Annotated in this window: 10 protein-coding genes; 9 read left to right on the forward strand and 1 reads right to left on the reverse strand. The window is 70.5% G+C overall.

Going from position 1 to position 13,897, the window contains the following annotated elements; translation table 11 throughout:
- Window positions 1-107 precede the first annotated feature (107 nt).
- On the reverse strand, window positions 108-1,556 hold the full coding sequence (locus tag ABZ135_RS09530; protein WP_356693555.1) for an APC family permease: 1,449 nt from the start codon (window positions 1,554-1,556) through the stop codon (window positions 108-110).
- A 613-nt stretch (window positions 1,557-2,169) separates the two neighbouring features.
- On the opposite strand from ABZ135_RS09530, the gene ABZ135_RS09535 reads away from it, so the two are divergent.
- The 9 genes from ABZ135_RS09535 (at window position 2,170) to ABZ135_RS09575 (ending at window position 13,895) form a co-directional block, all read left to right on the forward strand.
- The gene (locus ABZ135_RS09535) at window positions 2,170-3,705 is read left to right on the forward strand and encodes an NAD(P)/FAD-dependent oxidoreductase (protein ID WP_356693557.1); all 1,536 of its coding nucleotides are present in this window, start codon (window positions 2,170-2,172) and stop codon (window positions 3,703-3,705) included.
- The gene (locus ABZ135_RS09540) at window positions 3,698-4,633 is read left to right on the forward strand and encodes an alpha/beta fold hydrolase (RefSeq protein WP_356693559.1); all 936 of its coding nucleotides are present in this window, start codon (window positions 3,698-3,700) and stop codon (window positions 4,631-4,633) included. The genes ABZ135_RS09535 and ABZ135_RS09540 overlap by 8 nt, the downstream gene beginning before the upstream one ends.
- Window positions 4,617-6,011: a flavin monoamine oxidase family protein gene (locus ABZ135_RS09545; RefSeq protein ID WP_356693561.1), complete on the forward strand. Its 1,395-nt coding sequence runs from the start codon at window positions 4,617-4,619 to the stop codon at window positions 6,009-6,011. Before ABZ135_RS09540 ends, ABZ135_RS09545 begins: the two co-directional genes overlap by 17 nt.
- Window positions 6,008-6,712 (forward strand): transporter, encoded by a 705-nt coding sequence (locus ABZ135_RS09550; protein WP_356693563.1) that lies wholly within the window; start codon window positions 6,008-6,010, stop codon window positions 6,710-6,712. Before ABZ135_RS09545 ends, ABZ135_RS09550 begins: the two co-directional genes overlap by 4 nt.
- A 26-nt stretch (window positions 6,713-6,738) precedes the next feature.
- The gene (locus ABZ135_RS09555; RefSeq protein WP_356693565.1) at window positions 6,739-8,097 is read left to right on the forward strand and encodes an NAD-dependent succinate-semialdehyde dehydrogenase; all 1,359 of its coding nucleotides are present in this window, start codon (window positions 6,739-6,741) and stop codon (window positions 8,095-8,097) included.
- A 29-nt stretch (window positions 8,098-8,126) separates the two neighbouring features.
- Entirely contained in the window at window positions 8,127-9,242 is a 1,116-nt protein-coding gene (locus ABZ135_RS09560; protein ID WP_356693567.1) for a Zn-dependent alcohol dehydrogenase, read from the forward strand.
- Window positions 9,243-9,259: 17 nt separating this feature from the next.
- Window positions 9,260-10,516, forward strand: a complete 1,257-nt coding sequence (locus ABZ135_RS09565; RefSeq protein WP_356693569.1) for an aminotransferase class III-fold pyridoxal phosphate-dependent enzyme — start codon at window positions 9,260-9,262, stop codon at window positions 10,514-10,516.
- 101 nt (window positions 10,517-10,617) lie between these two features.
- Window positions 10,618-12,174: a long-chain fatty acid--CoA ligase gene (locus ABZ135_RS09570; protein WP_356693571.1), complete on the forward strand. Its 1,557-nt coding sequence runs from the start codon at window positions 10,618-10,620 to the stop codon at window positions 12,172-12,174.
- 41 nt (window positions 12,175-12,215) lie between these two features.
- Window positions 12,216-13,895, forward strand: coding sequence for an AMP-binding protein (locus ABZ135_RS09575; RefSeq protein WP_356693573.1), 1,680 nt, complete (start codon window positions 12,216-12,218; stop codon window positions 13,893-13,895).
- The last annotated feature ends 2 nt before the right edge of the window (window positions 13,896-13,897 follow it).

Raw genomic sequence — 13,897 nt, forward strand, 5'->3', positions numbered from 1 at the left:
CCACGGCCGTGGTGAGAACGACACTGGGCACCGGCTTCCTCGGGGGGCGGTGCACGGTGCACAGACCGGCCGCGCCCTTGCGGCTCATGAGCTGACCGGCACGTCGCTCAGAGGCGCTCGTAGACAGCCGGTCGGCGCGCGCGCAGGACGAGGGCCTGCACCGCGCCGGCCACGGCCGAGAGGGCGACGAGGCCGCCGATCACCCAGGCACCCGTGGTGGTGCCGACAAGAAGCGGGAAGTTGGCGACCATCATGCAGACCACGCAGGCCAGGCCGAGGAAGGCGACGGCCGGGGCCACGACCGTCCGCCACACCGGCTGCCGCCCGTCGGCGCGCCGGAAGAAGCCGATGACGGCGAGGCTGGTGGCCGCCATCAGCAGGACGATGCCGAGCGTGGCGGCGCCGGAGAACCAGGCGTAGAGGTCCCCGATCGGGTCGAGGCCGAGCGAGGCGACGACGAGCGTGGTGACGAACGCGACCGCCGAGGCGACGGTCGAGGACGCCGACGGTGCGCGGTGCCGGGGGTGGACGACGCTCAGCGACGCCGGAAGCGCGCCGGCCCGGGACAGCGCGAACTGGTAGCGCGTCACGACGTTGTGGAAGGCCAGTACGCAAGCGAACTGGCTTGTGATCAGCAGGAGTTGCATGGCGTCGGCCCAGACGGACCCCACGTAGCTCCGCGTCAGCGTGAGGACCAGGCCCTCGGGGTCGGCCTGCGCGGCTCCGACCACCGAGTCGACGCCGGCCCCCACCACGATCGCCCACACGGTGAACGAGTAGAAGGCTCCGATCACCAGGATCGCGACGTATGTCGCCCGCGGGACCGTGACGTCGGGGTCCTTCGCCTCGTGGCGGAACACGGCCGTCGCCTCGAAGCCGATGAACCCGAAGAGGGCGAACATGACGCCGAGGCCCAGGGAGCCGGTGCCCACGATCGAAGGCGACACCGGCTCGGCCGTCAGGCCGTGGGCGCCGCCGTGGCCCACGATGCCGAGGTCCAGGACCAGGAGCAGCAGGGATTCCAGCACCAGCACGGCACCGAGCACCTTGGCGCTCAGTTCGATGTCGCGGTAGCCGAGGAAGGCGATGGCAGCGAGCGAGACGAGCGCCCAGGCCCACCACGGGGAGCCGACGTCGGCGTACCGCTCGATGACGTTGCTCGTCGCGACCCCGACGTAGGCGTTCACCCCGACGAGAAGCAGCGTGTAGGAGAAGAGCGCGAGGGTCGCTGCCGAGAGACCGGGGATCCGGCCCAGCCCCGCCTGGACGTAGGCGTAGAAGGCCCCCGCGTCGCGTACCCGTCCGGCCATCAGCGTGAAGCCGACCGCGAAGACCAGCAGCAGCACGGTGGACAGCGCGAAGTACAGCGGCATCCCCGGGCTGCCGCTCATGGCGAAGGCGAGCGGCACCCCGCCGGCCACGAGGCCGAGCGGTGCCGCCGCGGCGACGACCATGAACACGATCTGCGACACGCCGAGCCCACGGTGGAGCGGGTTGCCCGATCCCGCTTCACCGCCGGGTGCTTCGGCGTGCCCTGTCTTGGAGAGGTCGGTCATCGCGATCACCTTTCGGCTCACGGGCCGGTTCCGGCTCGTCATGGGTGGGTGAAGGGAGTGCGTGGAGCGGTACGCCTGCGCGAACGAACGGGTGCGGATCCCTCGCGGTGGCTGGGCCGGAGCGGCAGGAGGTGGCTCCTGCCGCCCGAGAAGACGTGGCCCCACAGCGTCCGGGGCGTCGGCCGTTGCCGCTCGGCCGCGATCGCGGGAGTGACGGCGGCGGTCCCTCTGCGGCTCGATACGCCCGTGGGCCCCGCTACGCGGGGAGGCCGTGACGACAACGGGTTCGACCTCTGCACACGACCTCGACCCCGCTGTTTAGTACCACTAAACAGCGGGAGCAAACCTCTACCCCCCTCGGTCTTGCTCCCGCAATGGCCGCGGCAGCAAGAAGCCGCTGGACGGCCGTCTCCGGCCGCCCTCCCGGAAGGGCCGGGCCCCTGGCTCCACCGGGGCCTCCGCCCGAACGTCGGACACCGTACGAGCGCAGCGGCCCGGTCCGCCTGTGCATCGTGCACCGAGCCCTGGCGAAGGAGGTGCCCGCTGTCGTTCTCGCAGGCGGTCCTCGCTGGCGACAGTGAGGCAACCGCCACAGGAACAGCGAGGAAACGCCATGACAGCCGAGGTGTTGGACGCCGTCGAGGAATTCGACGTGGTGATCATCGGAGCCGGGATCTCCGGGATCGGCGCGGCCACCTATTTCAGCCGGGAGCTGCCCGACAAGTCGCTCGCCGTACTGGAAGCGCGCGACGACATCGGAGGCACGTGGGACCTGTTCCGCTATCCCGGCATCCGCTCGGACTCCGACCTCCACACGTTCGGATACGCGTTCAAGCCCTGGCGCCACGAAGCCGCGATCGCCGACGCCCCCCTCATCAAGGAGTACCTCCACGAGACCGTCGAGGAGAACGGCCTGGAGCGCTTCCTCAGGCTCGGCCACCGGGTCGTCCGCGCGGAGTGGTCCACGGCGGACTCACGGTGGACCCTCACCGTCCAGACCTCGGACCCCGCGACGGGAGCGACCCGGACCAGGACGATCCACGCGGGATGGGTCTTCGCCGCCACCGGCTACTACCGGTACGACGAGGGGTTCTCCCCGGAGTTCCAGGGACGGGAGGACTTCGAGGGCCAGATCGTCCATCCGCAGCACTGGCCCGAGGGCCTCGACTACAGCGATAAGAAGGTCGTCGTCATCGGCAGCGGCGCGACCGCGATCACTCTGGTGCCGGCCATGACCACCGGGGCGGGCGCCGCCCGGCACGTGACGATGCTGCAGCGCACCCCCACCTACGTCATGGCGCTCCCCCGCGTCGACAAGGTCGCCCTGGCACTCACGAAGCTGCTCGGGGAAGAGCGCGGGTATGCCGTGACGCGGTTCAAGAACATCTGGACCGAACACGCCGTCGTGAAGGGCCTGCGGACCTTCCCCAAGGCAGGACGGGCCTTCATCCGGCGCGAGAACGTCAAGCGCCTTCCCAAGGGGTTCGACGTCGACAAGCACTTCAACCCGCCGTACGACCCGTGGGACCAGCGGGTGTGCGTGGCGCCGAACGGCGACTTCTTCGACGCGATCAAGGAAGGAAGGGCCTCCGTCGTCACCGACGCGGTGGCGAGGTTCAGCAAGCGCGGCATCGTCCTGGCGTCGGGTGAGGAGCTGGAAGCCGACATCATCGTCACCGCGACGGGGCTGAACCTTCGGCTCTTCGACGGCATGCCCATCGTGGTCGACGGGCACCAGGTCGACATCGCGGACGCGCTCTGTTACCGCGGCATGCTGCTGAGCGGGATGCCGAACTGGGCGATGGCGATCGGCTACACCACCTCGTCCTGGACGCTCAAGGTGAGCCTGATGTGCCGTTACTTCATCGACCTGGTCAGGCACATGGACGCCCGCGGATACGACACGGTGGTTCCGGTCGCACCGCCGGGAACGAACCGCAGGCCCGTCATGGACCTCCAGGCCGGATACGCCAAGCGCGGCGAGAAGTTCCTGCCCAAGCAGGGCCCCGAGAAGCCCTGGCGGATGGCGATGTCCTACCCCGAGGACGCCAGGGCGCTGCGCGGCCCGGTGGCCGACGAGAACCTCCGGTTCGGCGCCCGCCGGGCGGCCGCGCCGGTTCCCGGCGGGAGGCGAGGCACCCGTGTCTGAGACGAGCGCCGCCGGGGGCGGCGACCGGTACGCGACCCTGCCGTCCGGGGTGACGATCTGCTTCCGGGACCACGGCGACAAGGACGCCCCCGCGATGCTGCTCATCGCGGGACTGGGCGAAGACCTCACCTTCTGGACCGACTCGTTCGTCGGCTCCCTCGTCGCCCACGGTTTCCGGGTCGTCGCGATCGACAACCGTGACGTCGGCCAGTCGACGTTCGTCGCCTCGCCCCCTCCCGGGCTCTGGCGTCAGATCGCCGCGCGTCCGCGCGGCGACGCGTACACGCTGGCCGACATGGGCCAGGACGCCGTCGGCGTACTCGACCATCTCGGGATCGCGCGGGTGCACCTGGTCGGGCGGTCGATGGGAGGGATGATCGCGCAGACGATCGCGGCCACGGCGCCCGAGCGGGTCCTGTCGCTGGCCTCCCTCTACTCCACGACCGGGGCGCGCAAGGTCGGTCAGCCGGCCCTGTCGACGATCCGGCTCCTCGCCGCCCCGCCGGCGAGGAACAGGACCGCGGCGGTCCGCGCCCACCTGAGGCTCACCCGGCACATCGCGGGAACGGAACATCCCATCGACGACGCGGCCGAGGCGGCCATCGCGGCGCGCGGCTGGGACCGCAGCGCCGGCGACCCGGCGTCCGGCACAGCGCGCCAGATCCAGGCCATCCAGCGCTCCGGGGACCGGACGGCCCAGTTGAGCCGGATCACGGCCCCGACGCTGGTCATCCACGGCGACCGGGACCTGCTGGTGCATCCGAACGGCGGCGCCGCGACGGCACAGGCGATCCGCTCGGCCCAGCACGTGGTCATTCCCGGCATGGGCCATCACCTCCCCGAGTCCCTCGTCGGCCCCATCACGACCTACATCGCCCAGCACGCGAACCGCGTGGGTGAAGGAGGCAGCCATGTCCGGATCTCGTGAGCCCCGCTCCGGGAGCACCACGGTCGACGTCGTGGTCGTCGGTGCCGGTTTCGCCGGTCTGAGCGCGGCGGAGCGACTGGTGAGCACGGGGCGGTCCGTCCTGGTCGTGGAAGGCCGCGACCGGGTCGGAGGCCGCTCGCTCTCCGGCGAGGTGGCCGGTGTGAAGGTCGACCTCGGAGCGACGTGGGTGGCCCGGCGCCACACGGCCGTCCGGGACCTCGCGAGCCGGGTGGGGTGCACCACCACCGACCAGTTCGCCCAGGGGCGCAACGTGCTGTGGATGGCGGGCCGGCGCCGTACCTACAGCGGGACCATTCCCAAGGTCTCCCCCGCGGCCCTGGTGGACATGGCGCGCATGCAGGCGGCGGTGAACAAGCTGGTCGCGACCGTCGACGTGGACGCGGCGTGGGAGACGCCGGGGGCCGGCCGGCTCGACGCCGTCTCGTTCGGCGAGTGGCTCGACCGGAAGAACGCGCTGCCCGGCACCCGCGCGCTGATGACCGTGATCAGCAAGGTGCAGTGGGGTTGCACGCCGGGAGACGTCTCCCTGCTGCACGCACTGCGCTACATCCGTTCGGCGGGCGGGCTCGATCACATGCTGGACGTCGAGGGCGGTCAGCAGCAGGACCGGATCGTCGAGACCACCCAGGAGATCGCCAAGCGGGTGGCGGAGCGGCTCGGTGACCGCGTGCGCTTGGAGACACCGGTGCGCCGCATCACGCAGGACGACGACGGCGTCACCGTCCGCACCGACTCCGGCGAGATCCGCGCCCGGTACGCCATCGTCACCGCCTCGCCGGCGCACCGCGCCGCCATCGCCTTCGAGCCCGCTCTGTCCGAGCAGGGCGAAGGGCTCACGCGGACCTGGCGCATGGGCGTGCTGAGCAAGGCGTTCGTGGCCTACGAGAGGCCGTTCTGGAGGGCGGAGGGCTGTTCCGGTGAGGCGGTGACCGACACCGGGACCGTGTTCATCACCTTCGACGTGTCCCCCGCCCCCGGCGGACCGGGCGTCCTGATGGCCTTCTGCGATCCGCGCGTCTTCGACGGCTTCAGCCCCGAGACACGGCGCGACCGGGTGGTCCGGCAGCTCGCCGACCTCTACGGCCCGCAGGCGCTCGCCCCGATCGACTACGTGGACCACTGCTGGGGAGCGGAGCCCTTCGCCCCGGGCGGCCCCAACCCCGCCGTCGCTCCTTACGCGACCACGAGCTTCGGCAAGGCGCTGAGCGAACCCCACGGGCGCGTCCACTGGGCGGGCTCCGAAACCGCCGGCGAATGGGCCGGAACCATGAACGGCGCGGTTCTGACGGGCCAGCGCACCGCCGAGAGCGTCCTCACCCTGCTGACCCGCGACGTCCGAGAGGGGGCGTCCCGATGAAGGAGACGCTGTTCCTGCTGGCCGACCTGTGGATGATCTTCGCCGGTTACTTCTACGGCTGGAAATTCATCCGCCGCTACGGCAACTACCTCCTGGGCCTCGAATGGATGGTCGTCGCCACGTCGGGCACCAACTTCCTGCTCTGGTCGCTGCTCGGGGCCAAGAGCGACAGCGTCCTGTACGACCTGGCGTACTTCTTCGACGCGTTCTCCAGGTCGGTCGGCATCACGCTCATCCTGGTCCTGGGCCTGATGAAGGTCACCCATCGCTACAAGCCGAGCCGCGGCGTCGACGTCGCCGTGTTCGGGGCCGCGATCGTGGCCGCCCTGTTCCTCCGCCCCTTCCACGGCGCGGATCTCGACACCGACCGTGGTGCGTTCTGGGTCTCCGTGTTCTACGTCGTCGTCAACCTGCTCACGGCCGCGTTCCTCTGCTACTTCGTCAAACGGCTCTGGAGCGCGGGCGCGAGGTGGCCGGCGGTCTGGACCGGACTGGTCACGGCCGCCGGGACCACCATCGCGATCACGTACGACTTCTTCCCCCTGCCGTTCGACGACGCGAACCGCACGATCTTCTACACGGCCGCGCTGGCGACCTGGGGCACCCAGGGATTCGTCTACTTCCGCGCCTACCGCGCGCTGCACGACCGCGACGCGGCTCTGGACCCGTACCCGGCCCGCACGGCCGGGGCCCCCGCATGAACCCGAATCACGACGAAGGAGTCAGCATGGTGAAGCGGCACGTGTACGCGGTGGTGGATCCCGCCAGCGGCAAGCTGGTCAAGGAGTACCCCACCGCGACGGACGAGGTCGTCGACGGGGCGCTCGACGCGGCGGCGAACGCCTACGCGCACTGGTCGAGGCAGACCTCCGTGGAACAGCGCGCCCAACTGTTGAACGCCGTCGCCACCCTGCACAGCGAGCGCAGCCGGCAGCTCGCCGAGATCATCCACCGGGAGATGGGCAAGCCGGTGGACGAGGCCGTCGGGGAGGTCGAGTTCAGCGCCTCGATCTACCGGTACTACGCCGAGAACGCGGAGAAGTTCCTCACCGACGAGCCGATCGAGCTCCTGGAGGGAGAGGGCACCGCCTTCATCCGCCGCCAGCCGGTCGGCGTGCTGCTCGGGATCATGCCCTGGAACTACCCGTACTACCAGGTGGCCCGGTTCGCCGCGCCCAACCTCGCCCTGGGCAACACCATCGTGCTCAAGCACGCGTCGCAGTGTCCGGAGTCGTCCGCGGCTCTCCAGCAACTGTTCACGGACGCGGGCTTCCCCCAGGGCGCTTACGTCAACGTCCACGCCACCCGCGAGCAGGTCGGTCGCGCCATCGCGGACCCCCGCGTGCAGGGCGTCTCCTTCACCGGTTCGGAGCGGGCCGGCGCGGAGGTCGCCGAGCAGGCCGGGCGCAGCCTCAAGAAGGTGGTGCTCGAACTGGGCGGCTCGGACCCGTTCATCGTGCTGTCGACCGACGACCTCGACGCCACGGTCCAGGCGGCGGTCGAGGCGCGGTTCGAGAACGCCGGGCAGGCGTGCAACGCCGGGAAGCGCTTCATCGTCGCCGAGGACCTCTACGACGCCTTCCTCGACAGGTTCACCGAGAAGGTGCTCGCGCTGACCGACGGACTGGCGCCGCTCTCCTCGGTCGCCGCCGCCGAGTACGTCGAGGAACAGGTCGGGCGAGCCGTCGACGAGGGGGCGACCTTCGTCTCCGCACGGCAGCGCGAGGGGGCGTACTTCCCGCCCGGCGTGCTGACGGGCCTCTCCCCGGCGTCGCCGTCGGCCGCCGAGGAGCTCTTCGGTCCCGTCGCGACCGTCTACCGGGTCGCCTCCGAGGACGAGGCCGTCGAGCTGGCCAACGACACCCCGTACGGGCTTGGCTCCTACGTGTTCACGACGGACGCCGAGCAGGCGCTGCGCGTCGCCGACAGGATCGACGCCGGCATGGTCTTCATCAACGGCGTCGGCCTCGAAGGCGCGGAACTTCCCTTCGGTGGCGTCAAGTTGTCCGGCTTCGGCCGCGAGCTGGGACGGGCGGGCATCGACGAGTTCGCCAACAAGAAGCTCATCCGCACCGCTCGGACGTGACCGCCCCACCACACGGAAGGAAGACCTCCATGACGATCGAGTTCGACGCCGCCGTCTTCAGGACGCCGAACGAACCGCTGACCATCGAGCGGGTGACGATCCCCTCGACGCCTCCGCCCGGCGAGGTGCTCGTGCGGCTCCGGGCGAGCGGGGTGTGCCACAGCGACCTCCACGTCCTCCTGGGCGAATGGGAGGTTCCTACGCCGATGATCCTCGGCCATGAGGGAGCCGGGATCGTCGAGAGCGTCGGAGAAGGCGTCACGACGCTCAAGAAGGGCGACCACGTCGTACTGTCCTGGACGCCCTCGTGTCGCCGCTGCCGCTACTGCATCAGCGGCAGGCCCGTCCTCTGCGACATGGTGAGCGAGCACTCGGCGAACCACCTGTCGTTCGACGGCCGGCCCCGGATCACGTCCGCCGACGGGGGCGACGTGCTCAGCTTCGCGGGCCTCGGAACGTTCGGCGAGTACGCCCTCGTGCCCGAGTCGGGTGCGATCGCCGTCCGGGACGACGCCCCGTTCCCGCAGGCGGCCCTGGTCGGATGCGCCGTCACGACCGGTGTCGGCGCGGCCGTCAACACCGCCAACGTGCGGCCGAGCGACACCGTGCTGGTCCTCGGCTGCGGCGGCGTCGGCCTGAACGCGATCCAGGGTGCCCGGCTCGCCGGCGCGCGGAAGATCATCGCCGCGGACATCTCCGACGAGAAGCTGGAGCAGGCGCGCGTCTTCGGCGCGACCGACCTGATCAACAACGGCCGCGAGGACTTCGCGGACCGGGTGCGGCAGCTCACCGACGGACGCGGTGTGGAGATCGCCATCGAGGCCATCGGGCTGCCCCGCACCATCGAGGCGGCCTACGAGGTCCTGGCCCGGGGCGGCACGGCGGTGGTCGCCGGGCAGGTGGCGGACGGCCTGAAGGTCTCCATCGACCCCTTCGTCATGTCCGATCAGGAGCTCTCGCTCATCGGCTCGAACTACGGCTCCAGCAAGCCCGCTTCCGACTTCCCGCTGCTGATCGACCACTACATGAACGACCGCATCGATCTCGACTCCCTGGTGACGAGTGTGATCGGTCTGCAGGACGTCAACGAGGCGTTCGACCAGATGAAGCGCGGCATCGGCATCCGCTCGGTGATCACGTACTGAAAGGCAGGGGCGATCTCATGGCCCTGGAATCATCACGCTCGGCCTTCGAGCGAGCCCGCCGCAGCGTCGGCGGGGGTGTGGGGTCGGGCCTGCGCGCCGCGATGCCACCCCATCCGCTCTTCGTGCGCGAGGCGCGGGGCGCGCACGTCTGGGACCTGGACGGCGACCGGTACGTCGACTACGTGATGGCCTGGGGGCCGCTCGTCCTCGGTCACGGTGACCCGCGCGTGCTGTCAGCGGTGTCCGAGGTCGCGACGAAGATGCAGGTCGTCGGCACCGGCCACCCGCTGGAGTACCTCGCGGCGGAAGCGGTCCTCGAAGCCGTGCCGCACGGCGAGCGGCTGCTGTGGAGCAACACGGGGACCGAGGCGGTGCAGGTGGCGCTGCGCCTCGCGCGCGCCGCCACGGGGCGGCGCCGCGTCCTCAAGTTCGCCAAGAGCTACCACGGCTGGCACGACACCGTGTACGCCGGGATGTCCGAGGACGACTGCGATCGCCCCGCCACGCCTGGTGGGGCGGGACAGTCGGCCAGCGTCCTCGACGACCTGGTCGTGGCGCGCTTCAACGACGTACGGCTGGCCGAGCGTCTGCTGGGCGAGGCCGTCGAGCGCGACATCGCGGCCGTGCTCGTCGACCCGGTGATGAGCAACGCCGGCGTCGAAGCACCCTCACCGCGGTTCCTGTCGACCCTGCGGACCCTCTGCGACCGGCACGGCGTCGTCCTCCTCTTCGACGAGGTGATCGCCGGGTTCCGAATCGCCCGGGGCGGGGCGGCCGAGAAGTACGGCGTCCTTCCCGACCTGTCCGTCTTCGGGAAGGCGATGGCCGGCGGCTTCACCCAGAGCGCCGTCGTAGGCCGGTCCGATCTGATCGACCAGGTGACGTCCGGTGTCGTGCACGCCGGAACCTTCAACGCCAACCCGATCGCACTGGCGGCCGTCACGGCGACGATGCGCGTCCTGGCCGATCCCACGGTCTACGAGCAACTCGAAGAGACCTCGTCCGAGTTCGAAGCCCTCGTCGGCGGGGTCCTCGGCTCGTTTCCCGACCTCGGCCGTTTCAACCGGATCGGCTCGCTGCTCCAGTACGTCCCTGCCGGCGGGGCCACCGGGCTGCACGGAACCGGCGGGCTCTGGACCATGATCCTCGAAGGGATGCTGCGGCAGGGCTTCCTGTTCATGCCGTCCGGCAAGGTCTTCCTCAGCACGGCGCACACCACCGCCGACGTCGAGGCGACGGCCGAGGCCCTCGACCTGCTCCTGCGGAAGTTGTGACACCCGCATCGAGTCACGCGTTACCCCCACCCGCTCCGAGCCAGGCCGCGTGTTCTGTTCCGCCGCGGCCTGGCCCGGTCCACCTTTCCGGAAATGGCACCATGCTGAACCTCTCGGTCCTGCTCGAGGACTCCGCCCGCACGCACCCGAACCGGGACGCGGTCGTCCTCGGTACGACGCGTCTCACCTACGCCCAGATCGACGCCGCCGCCAATCAGGTCGCCAACCTCTTGGTCGACCGCGGCGTCTGGCCCGGCGACAAGGTCGCGCTCAGTTGTCCGAACGTGCCCTGGTTCCCGATCGTCTACTACGGGATCCTCAAGGCCGGCGCCGTCGTCGTCCCCCTCAACGTCCTGCTCAAGGGCCGGGAGGTCGCCTACCACCTCGCCGACTCGGGGGCGAAGGCGTACTTCTGCTTCGAGGGCGGCGAGGGCCTGCCGATGGGAGCGGAGGGGCACGCCGGGTTCAGCGAGACACCTGCCTGCGAGCACTTCTTCCTCATCACCGCCGACCCCTCGGCGGACAGCCCGATCAAGGGCGTCGAGACCATGGGCGCCGCACTGCGGGGCACCGCGGCGACGTTCGACAGCATCGGGACGTCGGGGGACGACCCGGCCGTGCTGCTCTACACGAGCGGTACGACGGGGCAGGCGAAGGGCGCCGAACTCAGCCACGCCAACCTGGTGCTCAACGCCCTCGCGGTCAACCAGCTCTTGGAGAACCGGCCGGCGCTGGACACCCATCTGGTCGTGCTGCCGCTGTTCCACTCCTTCGGCGCGACCGTCCAGATGAACGCCGGCTTCTCGACGGCGAGCACGCTGGTGCTGCTGCCGCGGTTCGACGCCCGGCAGGCGGTGTCCCTGATGCAGCGGGAGGACATCACCGTCTTCGCGGGTGTCCCCACCATGTGGTGGGGCCTGTTGCAGGCGCTCACCGAGGACGTCGACGTCGAGAGGATCGCGAGGAACCTGCGCGTCGGAGTCTCCGGCGGCGCCGCGCTCCCCGCGGAACTCATCAAGCAGGTCAGGGAGCGACTGGGCGTCCAGGTCCTGGAGGGCTACGGCCTCTCCGAGACCTCGCCGGTGGTGACCTTCAGCGATCCGGCGCGGGATCCCCGGCCCGGGTCGATCGGCGTGCCGATCTGGGGCGTCGAGGTCAAGCTCGTCGACGCGGACTGGTCGGAGGTCGAGGACGACGGCACGGGCAGCGCCATCGGGGAAATCGCGGTCAGGGGCCACAACGTGATGAAGGGCTACCACGGCCGCCCGGAGGCCACCGCGGAAGCGATCCGGGACGGTTGGTTCCGCACCGGCGACCTGGCCCGCAGGGACAAGGACGGCTTCTACTACATCGTCGACCGGGCGAAGGACCTGATCATCCGCGGTGGCTTCAACGTGTACCCGCGCGAGATCGAGGAGGTCCTGATGACGCACCCGGCGATCAGCCTGGCCGCGGTCGTCGGCGTGCCGCACGAGAGCCACGGCGAGGAGATCAAGGCGTTCGTCATCCTCGAGCGCGGCGCCGAGGCCCGCCCCGACGAGCTGGTCGCCTGGGGCAAGGAGCAGATGGCCGCCTACAAGTACCCGCGCATCGTGGAGGTCGTGCAGACCCTGCCGATGACCTCCACCGGAAAGATCCTCAAGCGCGAGCTCACGTGACCGGCGCGCCCAGGCATGGACATGGGTGGGAAGGACGGCAGATGACAGTGGATGAGGGTCGGCGGCGGGACTCGTTTCCCGACGGGTCCGGTACGGGGCCGGCCGCAGGCCCCGGCTCGCTCGTGGCCGCCTGGAAGGCACGCGTGGCGAAGAACCCGGAGGGCGTCGCGCTCCGCTTCTTCGACGGCGCTCTGTCCGCGCGGGAGGTGGACGCGGCGTCGGACGCCCTGGCCGCCGCGTTCGAGGCCCGCGGGACCGGCCGGGGCGACCGCGTCGGGGTGTACCTGCAGAACGTCCCGCAGTACGCGCTGGTGCTGCTGGCCCTGTGGAAGCTGGGGGCCACGGCGCTGGGACTCAATCCGATGTACCGGCGCCAGGAGCTCCGCCGGATCGTCGACGACTCCGGGGCCGTCGGCGTCGTCTGCGCGGACGAGGACGTCCACGAGACGCTCGGCACGCTGGCGGGGAGTTCGGTGCGGTGGCTGATCAGCACGTCGGCGCTGGACTACCAGTCGAAGAACGACCCACGGGTCTTCGCGACGACGGAACGCCTGGCCCCCGCGCCGGACGGCGATCTGGTGGCCTTGATCGGCGAGTTCGAGGGCCGCGGCCCCTCGCCCGTGGAGCCGACCCGCGACGACGTCGCGTTCCTGACGTACACCTCGGGGACGACGGGGCCGCCGAAGGGTGCCATGAACACCCACGGCAACGTCCTGAGCGTGGTGGGAACCTGCGCGTCGTGGATGGGTGTGGGTGACGGGGACGTCGTGTTCGCCATGGCCCCGCTGTTCCACATCACCGGCGCGGTGGTCAACGCGACGATCTCCCTGCTCACCGACACCACGCTCGTCCTGGCGGGCCGCTTCCACCCCGAGGTCGTCCTGGAGGCGTTCGCCGAGCACCAGGTGACCTACACGATCGGCTCCATCACCGCGTACAACGCGATCTTCCAGCTCCCGCAGGCCGGACCGGGCCATTTCGCGTCGGTGAAGGCCCTGTACTCCGGGGGCGCGCCGATCCCGCCGGCGACCGTCGAGCGGTTCCGGGAGCGGTTCGGCGTCTACCTCCACAACGGCTACGGGATGACCGAGACGACGTCCGCCGTCATCGCCGTGCCGCCGGGTGAGCGGGCGCCGGTGCACCTGCCGAGCGGGACGCTGTCCGTCGGCAAGCCGCTGCCGCATCTCACCGCGCGCGTCGTCGACCTGCACGGCCGTCCGGTGCCCTGTGGTGAGCAGGGTGAGCTGGAGCTGAGCGGGCCGCAGGTCGTTCCCGGGTACTGGGGCAAGCCCGAGGCCACCCGCCACGCGATGCCGGAGGGCCGGCTCCGTACCGGTGATGTCGCGGTGATCGACGCGGAGGGCTGGGTCTACCTGGTGGACCGGCTCAAGGACCAGATCAACGTGTCCGGGTACAAGGTCTGGCCGCGCGAGGTCGAGGACGCGCTGTACGAGCATCCGTCGGTCCTGGAGGCCGCGGTCGTCGGGCAGCCGGACGCGTACCGCGGCGAGACCGTCGTCGCCTACGTCTCGCTCAAGGCGGGTCTGAACGCCACGGCGGAGGAACTGATCGCCTTCTCCCGCGACCGGCTGGCCGCCTACAAGTGTCCCCGCACGATCCATTTCCTCGCCGACCTGCCCAAGACCCAGAGCGGCAAGATCCGGCGCGCCGAACTCCGCGACACGTACGGCACCGGGCCGGCGCGCCTCCCGAAGGACTGATC

It is taken from the genome of Streptomyces sp. NPDC006339, assembly GCF_040612775.1.
Taxonomy (GTDB): Bacteria; Actinomycetota; Actinomycetes; order Streptomycetales; family Streptomycetaceae; genus Streptomyces.

Excerpts from the sequence above, each read along its gene's own strand:
- ABZ135_RS09560 (WP_356693567.1), top strand. The coding sequence starts at position 8,127 with ATGACGATCGAGTTCGACGCCGCCGTCTTCAGGACGCCGAACGAACCG.
- ABZ135_RS09575 (WP_356693573.1), top strand. The coding sequence starts at position 12,216 with ATGACAGTGGATGAGGGTCGGCGGCGGGACTCGTTTCCCGACGGGTCC.
- ABZ135_RS09530 (WP_356693555.1), bottom strand. The coding sequence starts at position 1,556 with ATGACCGACCTCTCCAAGACAGGGCACGCCGAAGCACCCGGCGGTGAA.
- ABZ135_RS09535 (WP_356693557.1), top strand. The coding sequence starts at position 2,170 with ATGACAGCCGAGGTGTTGGACGCCGTCGAGGAATTCGACGTGGTGATC.
- ABZ135_RS09545 (WP_356693561.1), top strand. The coding sequence starts at position 4,617 with ATGTCCGGATCTCGTGAGCCCCGCTCCGGGAGCACCACGGTCGACGTC.
- ABZ135_RS09565 (WP_356693569.1), top strand. The coding sequence starts at position 9,260 with ATGGCCCTGGAATCATCACGCTCGGCCTTCGAGCGAGCCCGCCGCAGC.
- ABZ135_RS09555 (WP_356693565.1), top strand. The coding sequence starts at position 6,739 with ATGGTGAAGCGGCACGTGTACGCGGTGGTGGATCCCGCCAGCGGCAAG.
- ABZ135_RS09570 (WP_356693571.1), top strand. The coding sequence starts at position 10,618 with ATGCTGAACCTCTCGGTCCTGCTCGAGGACTCCGCCCGCACGCACCCG.
- ABZ135_RS09550 (WP_356693563.1), top strand. The coding sequence starts at position 6,008 with ATGAAGGAGACGCTGTTCCTGCTGGCCGACCTGTGGATGATCTTCGCC.